Origin of the sequence: Paenibacillus sp. S02, assembly GCF_019454065.1 — a bacterium.
GTDB classification, from domain to species: Bacteria; Bacillota; Bacilli; order Paenibacillales; family Paenibacillaceae; genus Paenibacillus; species Paenibacillus polymyxa_B.
In genome coordinates this window covers 2,520,749-2,533,336 of record NZ_CP073682.1, presented here as the reverse complement: position 1 = coordinate 2,533,336, position 12,588 = coordinate 2,520,749, and the positions used below count along the sequence as shown (strand labels likewise).

The 12,588-nt window shown below is 45.0% G+C and carries 16 protein-coding genes; 2 read left to right on the top strand and 14 right to left on the bottom strand.

Annotated features, from left to right (window positions below):
• Nucleotides 1-15: 15 nt before the first annotated feature.
• The 14 genes from KAI36_RS11360 to KAI36_RS11295 all read right to left on the bottom strand — a co-directional run bounded on the left by KAI36_RS11360 (nt 16) and on the right by KAI36_RS11295 (nt 10,349).
• Nucleotides 16-597, bottom strand: a complete 582-nt coding sequence (locus KAI36_RS11360; RefSeq protein WP_258382281.1) for a TetR/AcrR family transcriptional regulator — start codon at nt 595-597, stop codon at nt 16-18.
• 66 nt (nt 598-663) lie between these two features.
• Nucleotides 664-1,008 (bottom strand): cupin domain-containing protein, encoded by a 345-nt coding sequence (locus KAI36_RS11355; protein WP_025724206.1) that lies wholly within the window; start codon nt 1,006-1,008, stop codon nt 664-666.
• Nucleotides 1,009-1,129: 121 nt separating this feature from the next.
• Complete coding sequence (locus KAI36_RS11350; protein ID WP_013310132.1) at nt 1,130-1,465, bottom strand: YolD-like family protein; 336 nt, start codon at nt 1,463-1,465, stop codon at nt 1,130-1,132.
• 12 nt (nt 1,466-1,477) lie between these two features.
• Entirely contained in the window at nt 1,478-1,672 is a 195-nt protein-coding gene (locus tag KAI36_RS11345; protein ID WP_013310131.1) for a hypothetical protein, read from the bottom strand.
• A gap of 140 nt (nt 1,673-1,812) precedes the next feature.
• Entirely contained in the window at nt 1,813-2,199 is a 387-nt protein-coding gene (locus KAI36_RS11340) for a VOC family protein (RefSeq protein ID WP_220027768.1), read from the bottom strand.
• A 66-nt stretch (nt 2,200-2,265) separates the two neighbouring features.
• Nucleotides 2,266-2,754 carry a hypothetical protein gene (locus KAI36_RS11335; protein WP_220027767.1) on the bottom strand — a complete coding sequence of 163 codons (489 nt, stop codon included), beginning with the start codon at nt 2,752-2,754 and terminating at the stop codon, nt 2,266-2,268.
• Nucleotides 2,755-2,839: 85 nt separating this feature from the next.
• On the bottom strand, nt 2,840-3,202 hold the full coding sequence (locus KAI36_RS11330) for a response regulator (protein WP_023988407.1): 363 nt from the start codon (nt 3,200-3,202) through the stop codon (nt 2,840-2,842).
• Between the two features lie 314 nt (nt 3,203-3,516).
• The gene (locus tag KAI36_RS11325; protein WP_220027766.1) at nt 3,517-4,503 is read right to left on the bottom strand and encodes a metal ABC transporter substrate-binding protein; all 987 of its coding nucleotides are present in this window, start codon (nt 4,501-4,503) and stop codon (nt 3,517-3,519) included.
• Nucleotides 4,504-4,557: 54 nt separating this feature from the next.
• Nucleotides 4,558-5,406, bottom strand: coding sequence for a metal ABC transporter permease (locus KAI36_RS11320; protein WP_023988405.1), 849 nt, complete (start codon nt 5,404-5,406; stop codon nt 4,558-4,560).
• The gene (locus tag KAI36_RS11315; protein WP_025724201.1) at nt 5,352-6,059 is read right to left on the bottom strand and encodes a metal ABC transporter ATP-binding protein; all 708 of its coding nucleotides are present in this window, start codon (nt 6,057-6,059) and stop codon (nt 5,352-5,354) included. Before KAI36_RS11315 ends, KAI36_RS11320 begins: the two co-directional genes overlap by 55 nt.
• A 217-nt stretch (nt 6,060-6,276) precedes the next feature.
• On the bottom strand, nt 6,277-7,299 hold the full coding sequence (locus tag KAI36_RS11310; protein WP_220027765.1) for an ABC transporter substrate-binding protein: 1,023 nt from the start codon (nt 7,297-7,299) through the stop codon (nt 6,277-6,279).
• A 64-nt stretch (nt 7,300-7,363) separates the two neighbouring features.
• Entirely contained in the window at nt 7,364-8,152 is a 789-nt protein-coding gene (locus tag KAI36_RS11305; RefSeq protein WP_220027764.1) for an ABC transporter ATP-binding protein, read from the bottom strand.
• On the bottom strand, nt 8,149-9,273 hold the full coding sequence (locus KAI36_RS11300; RefSeq protein ID WP_220027763.1) for a FecCD family ABC transporter permease: 1,125 nt from the start codon (nt 9,271-9,273) through the stop codon (nt 8,149-8,151). Before KAI36_RS11300 ends, KAI36_RS11305 begins: the two co-directional genes overlap by 4 nt.
• A complete protein-coding gene (locus tag KAI36_RS11295) occupies nt 9,270-10,349 on the bottom strand; it encodes a CobW family GTP-binding protein (RefSeq protein WP_220027762.1) in 1,080 nt (359 codons plus the stop codon). Before KAI36_RS11295 ends, KAI36_RS11300 begins: the two co-directional genes overlap by 4 nt.
• Nucleotides 10,350-10,583: 234 nt before the next feature.
• Between KAI36_RS11295 and KAI36_RS11290 the strand changes: the two genes are divergently transcribed.
• Both KAI36_RS11290 and KAI36_RS11285 read left to right on the top strand, forming a co-directional pair.
• Nucleotides 10,584-11,585 (top strand): permease, encoded by a 1,002-nt coding sequence (locus KAI36_RS11290; protein ID WP_220027761.1) that lies wholly within the window; start codon nt 10,584-10,586, stop codon nt 11,583-11,585.
• A gap of 8 nt (nt 11,586-11,593) precedes the next feature.
• Nucleotides 11,594-12,571 (top strand): TIGR03943 family putative permease subunit, encoded by a 978-nt coding sequence (locus KAI36_RS11285; RefSeq protein WP_220027760.1) that lies wholly within the window; start codon nt 11,594-11,596, stop codon nt 12,569-12,571.
• Nucleotides 12,572-12,588: the final 17 nt, after the last annotated feature.

The window sequence follows — 12,588 nt, the reverse complement described above, 5'->3', positions numbered from 1 at the left end:
TGAAGATTAAAAAAATCACTTTAGCAGAAGTGCTAAAGTAAATTTTAAATTTTCGAGTATGCTCGGGTCCTGGCTTGCATGCTGCAGAAAGAGCGCACCTTCAATGGCCGAGACGATGAATTGGGCCGTCGACCTCGCAGGAAGTTCAGCCTGAATCTCTAATCTTTCCCTTCCCTCGTTCAGCAATATTTCTACGGTAGTGATTTGGCTTTGGAAAAACTGGCTTATTTTATTCCGAAACAAGGCGCTATCTTGAGGCATTTGCGTATAAAGAGTAATAAAGGGACAGCCTCCTAAACAATCTGTCTCTTGCTCTGTCAGCAATTGAAGAAGGATTTCAAAACGTTCTTGAACAGACTGATCCTTACGCGAAACAATTTCATAAATCATCTCATTATACGTTTGAATCAGTTGATCCAGAATGGCTGAAAGTAGCTCTTCTTTACTTTTAAAATAATAGTAAATGTTCGTTTTGGACACATTGCTCACAGCCACAATTTCATCCATACTTGTTGCATGATATCCTTGGGTAAGAAACAATGAGGTGGCAATGCGCAGAACAACATCCCGATTTGTGATTTTATTTTTTTTCATCATATTTAGCACTATACGGTACTAAAAAAGACTTGTCAACCTTCGCTGGAACATGTCTGCTCCAAAATATTATTTTTCGGCCAGAACCCGGTCACCTCTGCTCGCAGGCTGAGAAATAACCAAAAATTCAACATCCTGATTCGTTTCATTAAACATTTGATGAGGCACCATAGGAGGAACCTCACACCCTTCCTGAGATCCTAATTGGATTCGTTCACCATCGACTTCAAGTACCGCTGTACCTGATAAAATAAAGAAAAATTGGCGCGCATGATGATGATAATGTCTGACCTCATGTGTATTTCTGGGCATCCGCTCATGAATAATGCTCAAATCATTATTTTTCACCAAGCGCCAACCATCACATTGATCTCCCCATATATAATGTTCAGCATTATTTTTACTTATTTTCATATTGAACTCCTCCTTTTGCAATTACAGTTTTATTTTAAATATGGATTCATAGAGCTACAATCTTAATTTTAAAAAACGGCGGGACAAATGTAAAAAACACTCCGACTTAGTCAGACTGTTTTTATATATCCGCCTCGATAATTTCCTCCAACTTTATCCAGCTAAAATCCTCTTCCCCACGGGACAGCTTCACTTCTCGCCGACTTGTGTTAATCACCGTGACCAGTCCACGCAGCTCCTCATCATCAAATGGATTGAACACTTTTAGCGTAATAGGCTTACGTTCGTTATAGGATACGATAATGGCCTGTTCAATCTGCTGCATTTCCTGATCGTCCAGTGCTGGCTTGCCGCGCCTTCCTTGCTCCTTCATCAGTCTTAAATATGCCTCCCGATGCTCTGGCAAAATCATGCGCGAGCTTTCCCATATGCCATTTCCTTCAAGCTTTTTCCCCATCGTAAGCCCCTCCTATGCTGTTCTGGTTACCGGATGCCATGCCAATACATGATCTAATCGAAAAACACGTGGCTGGCCTGTCTGTAAACAGGTGGCTCGTATCAAGCCATTCTGCACACGATGCACCTCGATACGCCGATGAGACAGTTTGCCCTTCCGATCCAAATACACGATTTCCACGATCTGCCCCACGTATTTTTCCAACATGATCCTTCACTCCTTATCAGAACGTTTGTTTGTATTATATGCGAACATGCGTTTGATTATCAATGTAAAAAAATCCCCTGAGGGATTTGACTCTCTCAAGGGAATTCATAACAATATAAGCTGAACTTAAAAGTTACCTTTTATGATTTAGTTTGTTCCCTTACAGCAAAGTAATTTTCTTCATGATCTGCAAAGTTAAATATTCTTCCGAAAGGCATAGTTACAATTTCTCCGACTTTGACATTTTTATTTGATAAATCGTCATATAATTGATCCAGATTTTCCGAAAAAAACATTAAAGAAGGTGTACCGAGATTTAATTCAGGCGACATTTTAGCAACGAATTCCTTATTGTGGAGAATGATGCTTGTTTCTGCACCCTTTGTCGGAGCAATTTCAATCCATCTCATTCCTTGACCATTATTTTCTTCAGAAATTACATTAAATCCAACTTTTTTTGTCCAAAAATCCAGTGCCTCATCCTGGTTATTTACATACAACATAATTTGCCCGACTTTACTAATCATTGATTTTTCAACTCCTTTGTATAAGTAATTACCAAACGTCGATGCCCCTAATCCTATTTCCTCGCTTTAAAACTCATAGGTGGATAGCTTAATATCTTCTTTATTCAAATCTTTCAGCGGATAGACAGGGCCATTCCAATAAGTAAGAATATCAAGCGGCTCATTAGTACCATGTTCTTTTAAAGAAAGAGATAATTCAAGTAATAAATGTGGAAGTTGATAAGAGCTTGTTAAAAATTGATATTCCTCTGGACTTTCACAGTCTTCTGCTCGATAGAACACAAAATATCCCTCGGTATGATCCCCAATGAGTACAATATAGCGAGCAAGAAACATAATTTCGCCATTGGCAAAAGGAATGGAATGTGTCGAAGCAGAGATCAAATCGGTCTCTAATCCCTCAATACGAAGGGTAAGTTCATTGTTAAGAGCATCCATTCTTTGCCTTTGTTCGCTGACGAGGTGTTCATAATTTACAGGGACAAGCCCTCCATTCTTGATCGTAGCGATCAGTTCGTCTATAAATACTTTTTGAGACAACACTCGATTGCTCATCCTATTCATCTCCATATTCGTGAAAATAAGCATGGAATTCTCGCTTCAACATGTTCAATATTTATGTATTAAAAATCTTGATTCATTAACTCCCCAACATTTTTGTGACTGCATTCACGACCCTTTCCATCTCAAATGGTTTAACAATAAAGTCTTTTGCACCTGCCTGAAATGCTTTTATAATCGCTTCCTGCTGCCCCAAAGCAGAACACATCAAAATGTTGGCTTGGGGATCAAGCTCTACAATCTTTTTAACAGCCTCAAGTCCGTCCATCTTAGGCATATTAATATCCATGGTGATTAAATCGGGACGAAAGTGTGCGTATTTCAAAACAGCATCATACCCATTTTCTGCTTCCGCGATAACAGCGTGACCTAAATCCAAAAGAATATCCTTAAGCACAGAACGCATAAATAAAGAGTCATCCACTACTATAACTGTTGCCAAATTAACCTCTCCAATCCGTTGTCAAATGATATGCACGCCCAAACTTCAATATCGGTGGAAAAACCAGTAATATTAATAGAAAGAATCTGTAAAAATAAAAACGCTACCAATGAATTATAAAAGAAATTTGAAACTAGCTACTACAGGATTAGTTTTCAAAAAAACGTTTCACAATGACGTAAATCATTTCTGAAAAGCAAATTACAAAGGACTATATATCTACTGTATCTAGAGCACTAGCCAAAAAAGTACAAAAAAACTGACGCCGGTATCATTCCGACGTCAGTTTTTAAACTTATTCGTTTAAGAATTCCTTATTCATTCAGAGCTTTTTTCAAAGCCTCCAGATTGTTTTTCATCACACCAAGGTAATCCAGGTTCTTCTGTTTGTCTTCATCCGTCAATCCTTCGAGCGGATTCAGTACATCGGTTTTTGAACCGATTTCAGTAGCTACGGTCTCAGCGACCTTGGGATCAACAAGAGTTTCGAAGAAAATCGTTTTTACATTATTTTCTTTAGCAAATTTGATAATACCCGCCAGCTTGTCTGGTGTAGGCTCTTGTTCCGGAGATAATCCGGCAATGGGTACTTGGGTCAGACCATATTGCTTAGCCAAATAACCAAAAGCAGCATGCTGCGTAATAAAGTCTTTACGTTTTACATCTTTCAGACCTGTTTTGAACTCGGTATCCAGCTCTTTCAGCTTGGCGATATAAGCATCAGCGTTTTTCTCATAATCAGCTTTGTTTGCCGGATCGGCTGCCACAAGCCCTGCTTCAATGGACTCTACTTCTTTTTGAGCCAAGACTGGATTAAGCCATACATGAGGGTCCAGCACATGATCGTGATCATGGCCTTCCTCTGCGTGCGCTTCTTCTCCTTCTTCCTCAGCCGTGCCTTCCATCAGGTTCAATCCTTTGCTCGCTTCAACTACAACACGCTTATCATTGGACGCGCTGCTCAAAGCCTGTTCTGCCCAACCCTCGACAATACCGTTATAAACAAATACGTCAGCATCCTTAACCTGTGCCATATCTTTGGCGCTCGGTTCCCAGTCATGCGGCTCAGCACCAGCAGGAATCAACGCGGTTACGTTAGCATGGTCTCCAGCAACTTGCTTGGTGAATTCATACATTGGATAAAAAGTGGTGACCACATTCAGCTTGTCTGCTGTTTGTGCCGCATTCGGCTCGGTTTGGGAAGCATTTGTAGCTGTATTATCAGATTTGGCTCCGCAGCCAGATAAAATAAGTGCTAGTCCCGCAGACAATACAAATGATTTTTTGAACCATGTATTCATATTCATTACTCCTTTATGCGTTAGATTTTTTAGTTATTCTCACTGTAATTACACTCACTGGCCTGTCGCATTCTTCCGTCGGGAAGCCTGTTGCTTGCCCAGCTTACGGACCAGCTTTTGAATACCAGCTCCTACAATCAGGAATAATAACAGCACCATGGCAATCGTCCCCCCTGGGGGTGTACTGAGTTCATACGATGCTGTTAAACCCATAAATACGCCGATCAATGCAGTGACCATAGATATCCAGATGGCTGCCGCGAAGCTCGGTGCAATTCGAATCGCCAGCGCCGCGGGGAGCACGATGAGTGAGGAGACAAGCAGCACACCGACAATCGGCATTGCAGCAGCTACAATCATTCCTGTTAAAATACTAAATGCAAATGAGATGGACTTGACAGGAAGACCATTAGTCTTCGCCGTTTCTTCATCAAAGGTAATCTGATACAATGGACGCCGGAATACAAAAAAGAAAATACCTCCGATCACAGCCACTACAATCATCAACATCAGCTCTGTCTGATTGACCGCTACGACCGAACCGAACAAATAAGCGGAAAACCCTTTGTTGATGCTCTGATTCAGATTCATTAAAATAACGGCCGTCGAGAGGCCACCTACCATAATAATAGCCACAGATATCTCACTATATGTTTTATAAGACCTGCGGACGTATTCAACGATAATCGCGCCGATTACGGCAACAATAAATCCGGTTATCGTCGGGTTAATGCCTAAATAGGCACCCGCTGCTACCCCTGCCAGCGATACATGCGATAGCATGTCCGCCATGAGAGCCTGACGCCGCAGCATCAGGTATACTCCAAGCACCGAGGCCAGCAGTGCAATTACCCCACCGGCACAAAATGCCCGCTGCATGAAGTCGTAGTGCAGCATTTCCATCCGCCATCTTCCTTCCTTTCAAGCTCAATAATTCGATCCAGATAATGTTGTACTTCCGATAGTCCATGGGTCACCATGACCACGGTTCTTCCATATTCCTTAACCTGCTGATTCATCAGATCATAGAAGTGATGGCGGCTTTCTTGATCCATTCCGGTCGTGGGCTCATCCAAAATGAGCAAATCCGATTCCTGAGCGAGCGCTCTTGCCACACAAATACGTTGCTTCTGTCCACCCGACAATTCGCCGATTTTACGGTGACGCAAATCCCACATCCCTACCTGACGCAGCGCCTGCTCAGTCAGATCATGATCCTCAGACCGCATACGGCGTAACCAAGAGCCGTGAGTATATCTTCCTGAACGGACAAATTCCAAAATCGTACTTGGAAATCCGCCATTGAAAGCAGCAATTTGTTGGGATACAAAGCCGACAACGAGCTTTTTGCCTTCACCTGTACGGTTAGACATAAACACCTTGCCCTTCCAAGGCTGAAGCAAGCCGAGCAATAGTTTGAGCATGGTTGATTTGGAAGCACCATTCGGTCCGGTAATAGCCACAAATTCTCCCGAAAAAATTTCAACATTGGCATCCACCAAGTTAGGAACGTCTCCGTAGCCAAATGTGACCTGTTCCAATGAGGCCAATAACATGACGCAAATCTCCTTTTCCTTTAAAAAGCCTGGAGCCATCTGAGCGATCATCATTTGCGCAGATTCTCCAGGTCGTTTATGATCATTAAACCATCTACCGTAATTATTACGATTTGGTAATAAAAAAATAAGCGTTTGATAAACGTAACCTTTACGCATTAGCAAGTTTAACAGTTTAGGCAAGGTTCGTCAATGTTTTGGCAACTCTTTTGTTTGTTTACTTCATTTTGTCCGGGTACAAGCCTTCAGCCAAGGTTTTCAGTGCAATCGGTGCACGTACACCTTCAGCTGCCGCGGATAATGGCAGGACTATAAACCGTTTGTTTTTGATCGCTTCCACACCAGCCAGCGCAGGCTTGCTCAGGAGCAGCTTCTCTTTATCAGCCAGTGAAGTATCACCATAGTCGAGAATGACGATCACATCAGGGTTACGGTTCACAACCTCTTCCCAGCTTACCTCGGTAAAACTTTTGTCGATATCATCAAAAATATTTTTCGCCTTCACAATTTCAATCAAAGACGTTAGGTAATTGTTGGCAGCCGTAAAGGGCTTGTCTTCTCCGCTGTCATAGACAAACACCTTGGGTGCCTGTTCAACAACACCAATTTGAGTCTGAATGGACTGCACTTGTTCACGAATGTCATTTACCAGCTTTTCTGCACGCTCCTCAACCCTGAAAATACGCCCAATATTTAGTATATCCTGATACACATCTTCTAAAGTGGGACCCGGTTTATTGGAGGATTCCTGTACATAGGTCAGCACCCCTTGTTTGGCTAGCTCCTCACGGGAACCCAGATTTTTATCATTAAAGGCACTCTTCCAGCCCGCATAGGCAAAATCCGGTGCAGCGGCCATAAACACCTCTTTGGATGGATATTGTCCGGCCAGTACCGGGATTTTGTCATATTGAGCCTTATATTTTGGCAAAATCTGATCATCCAAATACGCAGTTCCTACCATAGAGGATTCCAGTCCAAGAGCCAGCATAACCTCAGTTGCATGCTGGTTCAATGTAACCGCACGTTTGGGCGCCTCGGGAAATGCCATTTTAACGCCCATGTTCTCAAGCTCTACCGACGTCTTATTGGTTGCCGATTGCAATGCGGCAGGTTGCTGCCCGTTTGCCAATGGATCGCTTGTTTGAGCCGTGTTTCCTGCTGCGCAGGCTGATAACAACAGCATCATCGCCAAAGCGAGCATAACCAGCGGTAACGCGGGCTTGCTATATTTTTTCATATGTACCGTCTCCTCTTTTATTTGTAGTTTATCTTACCTCATCGTATCACCTTTTCTGTTGACGTTATGGATAGCCTCCTCTCCTGAGAGAATCCGGTAAGAAGGTAATATTCGGCTTCCCGGTTTTTGGATGAATGCAGATTTCTGTCTCCACACCGAATACACTCCATAGCAGGTCTGGCTGAAGCACATCCTCCGTTATGCCAGAGGCTACCACTTTGCCTTCTTTTAATACATACATTCGATCACAATAAAATGCCGCCAAATTCAAATCATGTAGTGCAGCTAGCGTAGTTATCCGAAGTGTTTTGACCAAATCCAAAATTTGCAGCTGATACCTGATATCCAGATGATTCGTCGGCTCATCCAAAACAAGAAATTTCGCCTGCCCGGCCAAAGCTCTGGCGATCAATACCCGTTGCTTTTCGCCGCCAGACAAGGTGGCAAAGCCCTGATCCGCCTGAGCATTCATGCCTACCCGCTCCAGCGCCTGCTCGACCAGTTCATGATCGACGACAGTATCTGCTTCCAGCAGTTTCTTATGCGGATGGCGACCCATCAGCACGATGTCCCGTACTGAAAAATCAAACGTTTGCGGCGCATCCTGACTCACCACTGCCATTTGTCGTGCCGTCTCTTTATACTTCATCCGCAGCATATCCTCGCCATCCAACGTAACCAAACCACTGTCAGGCTTTAGCACACGATACATATTTTTGAGCAACGTCGATTTCCCGCTGCCATTCGGACCGATCAATCCGACCAGCTCCCCTGCTTTTACCTGGAGACAGATGCCGTCGATCAGCCGTTTGTCGTGAATACTGAAGGTCACGCATTCGACTTCTATATTCATTTTTCGCCTCCAAACGAGTAGGAACTACGACGCAGCAGCCACACAAAAAAGGGTCCTCCGCACACAGCGGTCACAATACCAATCGGCAGCTCCTGTGGAGCCAGCACGAGCCGGGCACATACATCAGCCCACACGACAAAAATAGCTCCCGCCAACAAACTGACGGGCAGTACACGCCGATGATCTGATCCCACTATCAGCCTAACGATGTGCGGAATCATAAGCCCGACAAAGCCAATCGAGCCACTAACTGAAACGACTGCCCCGGTTAAAAGAGACGCCACAACAACTAGTAATACGCGGAACGCCTGTACGTTCACACCGAGCGTTACTGCGGTCTCTTCACCCGTTAGCAAAGCATTCAGCGAACGGTATCGGGTCAGGAGCACAGCCGTTCCAACGGCTACAATGAGGCTTGGAATAAAAAGCGTGTCCCATTGAGCACCTGCCAGACTTCCCATCATCCAATACATCGCATCGCGAATGCCTTTTTCATTCGGGGCCATCGTAACGATAAAGCTAGTCACAGCCGACAGCATCATAGACACCGCCACCCCTGCCAGCAATAAGCGGGTCGTCGATATGCTCCCAGCCACACGGGCTAACGCGAACACCATAAACATTGCAGTTAACGAACCTATAAAAGCAGATAAAGGCAGCGCAAGTCGTCCTAAAAATCCGAAAGCTCCGAACACAATCACCAACGTGGCTGTTACCGAAGCCCCAGACGAGACTCCTAAAATATAGGGATCCGCTAACGAATTACGAATTAATGCCTGTATAGTCGCCCCTGTAACAGCAAGTCCTGCTCCTACGACAACACCTAGCAGCACGCGTGGAAAGCGGATTTCCCAAACGATATATTGCTCAGGCTTGGTCCATGTCATGGGTATCCACTGGTCCAGCCAGGGAAGATGGGACAGTGCAATTCGCCATATCGTCCCCGGTGCGACAGCTACAGGACCCAGCATAACCGCGAGTGTGACCGAAAGCAACAGCCCAGCAGTCAGCAGCAGAATTGTTGTAAATCCCCAAGTAGGCTTGCCAGCTAGGTGTGCGCGAGAATTATGTTGTGATGGATTGGGTCTTGATGGATTAAGGTTGCTCGTTCTCGAAGTCATGAACTACTCAATGGCTTTTCGGCCGTTTCCAGCTTTCTCAATTGTTCCTCGATCTCGGAAGCAGAGAAATTCTCACCCATGACAACCGCTACATCGTTCACTGGCTTTTGCGGGCGGATCGGAATGATTTCCAGCTCCCGATAGGCAAATTGAAACATCATCTGGCCCTCTGATTCCAGAAACCGCACAATTCCTTTGGCCCGGTAAATTTCAGCTGGCAAACTGCGGAACAACTGTTCAAACTCGGATCGTCGCACAGGTTGTCCAAAGAAATGCGTGTGAACAACTACATGGTCGTAGGAATGATAATGCTCCCCATGTTCGTGGTCATGGGCGTGATCATGGTGATCATGAGACTGATGGTCTGTATGGTTATCATGATCATACGTGTGCAAATGATTTTCCGAATGAGGATGTCCACTCTCAATATCAACTGCGGATTCCTTATGCCGCGAAACGTCCATACGCTCCTCTCCTTGAGTGGAGAAAAAAATACCCGCGTCCACGTCACTTCGTTGCGTGCTCACAGTCAGAGCATATGGATTTAACTCTTTTACGAGGGCCTGTACCTTCTGTAACTCGCCCGCAGTCAATAGATCGGTCTTGTTAATAATCAGTTTGGAAGCGCACCGAAGCTGATCCTGCATCAAACGAAGCGACTTACTTCTCTCGTTCCCCAAGGCAAAATCCAGAAATTGACGCGCGTCTATGACCGTGATAACGGATTGTAAAATCATAGAAGAATAAATGGAGGCGTCTGTCACTGCATCTACAATCTCCATCGGGTTAGCCACTCCGGTACATTCTACAATAATCACGTCCGGCTTATATTCCTCAGCAAGATTCATGAGCTCGACGCCCAAATCCCCGCGAATGGTACAGCATATACAACCGCTGAGCATTTCCTTCATGGGTGCTTGGCCATTCACCAAACTGCCGTCCAGATTAACATCACCCAACTCATTCATCAAAATGGCTGGCTTGAGGCCCTTCTCCTTGTAGTAAGCCAGCGCATGCTGAAGAAGAGTGGTTTTACCGCTACCCAAAAAACCGGATAAAACAACAATCGGTATCATATAACCCCTCCTTGTCTTTGCAACATTTAATATGGATCGTACCGTAAAAATTTCCTTCTTGCAATCCTTTATCAAAAATTAATCGTAATTATTACTAATAATAAACATAAATATATACGACCACTCTTTGAATTGTCAATATAGGAGGTGATACAAGCATAATCCAGCGAGCATGATTGTCCCCTTACAGACATAGGCTGTAGATAAGAACCCTTATTCCCAAGGAGACGTGGAATGAAAAACAGTACGCTGTTGAAGATGCTGCCTTTTATGATTCCGTTTGCCTTTCTCATCCCTGTGCTTGTCACGCTATCTCCCCAGTGGCTTCGTTTGTTAGATATGGGGCAGCTGCAACCGTTAAAAACGGTATTTATGGGTATTTTTCTGGAAGCTGTTCCGTTTCTCCTTATCGGTGTGCTCGTCTCATCCCTTTTGCAGTGGCTTGTACCGGAGACATGGATTCGCAAAATAGCGCCTGCGCATCCTGTACCGGGTGTCCTGCTGGCCTCCTTACTAGGTATGCTGTTTCCCATCTGTGAATGCGGCATGATCCCTGTCGTTCGCCAATTAATGCTCAAGGGAATGCCTGCCTATATGGGTATCACTTTTATTTTAAGCGGGCCCATTATCAATCCTGTGGTACTGGCTGCGACGATGATGGCTTTCCCTTCCCATCCAGAGGTCACTGCCGTTCGAATGGGTTTGGCTTTTGCCGTCTCCGCGATCATCGGGCTGATCGTGTATGCCTTTGTGCGAGTGCATCCGCTCAAACGGTCGTTGCTCTCTTTTAACCAGCAAAAGCAGAACAATCAGACTCATCGGCATACTCGCACATGGCGGGGCTTTTTTGTACATGCTGGTGACGAGTTTTTGGACATGAGTAAATATCTCATTATCGGCGCATTATTAACAGCCTGCATTCAAACCTTCATCCCACGCGATGAAATGCTTTCGTTGAGCAACGGAACGGTCGGAGCGTACGCCTTTATGATGGGTTTTGCCTACATACTGTCGTTGTGTTCCACCTCCGATGCCTTTGTAGCCACTGCTTTTTCACATACCTTTACACTGGGTCCGCTGGCAGCCTTTCTTGTACTCGGTCCGATGCTAGACTTCAAAGGCACGCTCATGCTGCTAAGCACCTTCCGCACCAAATTTGTCGCCATCCTGGGCTTGCTTATTGTTTCACTCGTCCTAGTGGGTTCTATAGCTGCTGAATGGTTATTGGGGAGGTGAATACAAACGTGAATTCAACCTTTAGCATTCGCTGGCAATACGGCATGCGCTCCTTGCTCCTGATCGGATTGGCTGTGTACATTATCTCATTAAACCGTACGAATGCACTTCATTACTACCTAGCTCCCCATATGCAAAAGCTGCTCCTACTCTGTCCTGTACCACTCTTGTTCATCGCATTGGCGATGGCATGGCACGGAATCGTTGGAGAGCGGGACGGTGAGGACGTATGTGATTGTGAGCATCCGTTGCCGCAAAGCTGGTTCAAAAAAACACTCGTATATGGAATGCTGCTCATCCCGCTCCTGTTCGGTTCTCTGCTGCCCAATCAGGCACTTGGTAGTGATATGGCCGCCAAAAAAGGCATGTCCTTCACGTATCCCAACCCGGATATCCGACGAAAAACAGATACACAGACCACGAAAGCATCCACCTCCTCCCTTTTATCAACTGCATCTTCTGTCCCAACTTCGTACCCTCCAGAGGGAAAATGGAGTCAGGAAACGCTGGATAAGCTGTTCGTTCCGCCTGATAAGTACAATGTAGAATTCGCTGAGCTGGCAAAACGCCTGTATCAGCAACCTATCATACAGATCAAGCCGGAGATTTTTTCCGAAACTATTGGAGCCATTGAATTATATAAACAAGCTTTTGAAGGAAAAAAAGTACAGGTGACCGGCTTTGTCTATAAAGACGACAACCTGCCAGGTAAAGGCCTATTTGCAGTAGGTAGATTCCTCGTCATGTGTTGTACTGCCGATGCCATGCCCTTCGGGATCATCGTTCAATCCCAGAAAGCCCCGTCTTTTGACAAGGATACCTGGGTGACCATTGAAGGAACACTGCATGCCACACAAAAGGGCAACGCTCCCGTACTTGAAATTCGATCCGAACAAATAACCGCTGTCGAGCAGCCAGAATCCCCTTATGTCTATACCCAAGCAGACTCGGTAGCTACCTTTGATCGCTTGAACACAGTACACTAAACCCACCAAGGAGGAAA

Excerpts from the sequence above, each read along its gene's own strand:
- KAI36_RS11360 (WP_258382281.1), bottom strand. The coding sequence starts at position 597 with ATGATGAAAAAAAATAAAATCACAAATCGGGATGTTGTTCTGCGCATT.
- KAI36_RS11355 (WP_025724206.1), bottom strand. The coding sequence starts at position 1,008 with ATGAAAATAAGTAAAAATAATGCTGAACATTATATATGGGGAGATCAA.
- KAI36_RS11350 (WP_013310132.1), bottom strand. The coding sequence starts at position 1,465 with ATGGGGAAAAAGCTTGAAGGAAATGGCATATGGGAAAGCTCGCGCATG.
- KAI36_RS11345 (WP_013310131.1), bottom strand. The coding sequence starts at position 1,672 with ATGTTGGAAAAATACGTGGGGCAGATCGTGGAAATCGTGTATTTGGAT.
- KAI36_RS11340 (WP_220027768.1), bottom strand. The coding sequence starts at position 2,199 with ATGATTAGTAAAGTCGGGCAAATTATGTTGTATGTAAATAACCAGGAT.
- KAI36_RS11335 (WP_220027767.1), bottom strand. The coding sequence starts at position 2,754 with ATGAGCAATCGAGTGTTGTCTCAAAAAGTATTTATAGACGAACTGATC.
- KAI36_RS11325 (WP_220027766.1), bottom strand. The coding sequence starts at position 4,503 with ATGAATACATGGTTCAAAAAATCATTTGTATTGTCTGCGGGACTAGCA.
- KAI36_RS11320 (WP_023988405.1), bottom strand. The coding sequence starts at position 5,406 with ATGGAAATGCTGCACTACGACTTCATGCAGCGGGCATTTTGTGCCGGT.
- KAI36_RS11315 (WP_025724201.1), bottom strand. The coding sequence starts at position 6,059 with ATGTTATTGGCCTCATTGGAACAGGTCACATTTGGCTACGGAGACGTT.
- KAI36_RS11310 (WP_220027765.1), bottom strand. The coding sequence starts at position 7,299 with ATGAAAAAATATAGCAAGCCCGCGTTACCGCTGGTTATGCTCGCTTTG.
- KAI36_RS11305 (WP_220027764.1), bottom strand. The coding sequence starts at position 8,152 with ATGAATATAGAAGTCGAATGCGTGACCTTCAGTATTCACGACAAACGG.
- KAI36_RS11300 (WP_220027763.1), bottom strand. The coding sequence starts at position 9,273 with ATGACTTCGAGAACGAGCAACCTTAATCCATCAAGACCCAATCCATCA.
- KAI36_RS11295 (WP_220027762.1), bottom strand. The coding sequence starts at position 10,349 with ATGATACCGATTGTTGTTTTATCCGGTTTTTTGGGTAGCGGTAAAACC.
- KAI36_RS11290 (WP_220027761.1), top strand. The coding sequence starts at position 10,584 with ATGAAAAACAGTACGCTGTTGAAGATGCTGCCTTTTATGATTCCGTTT.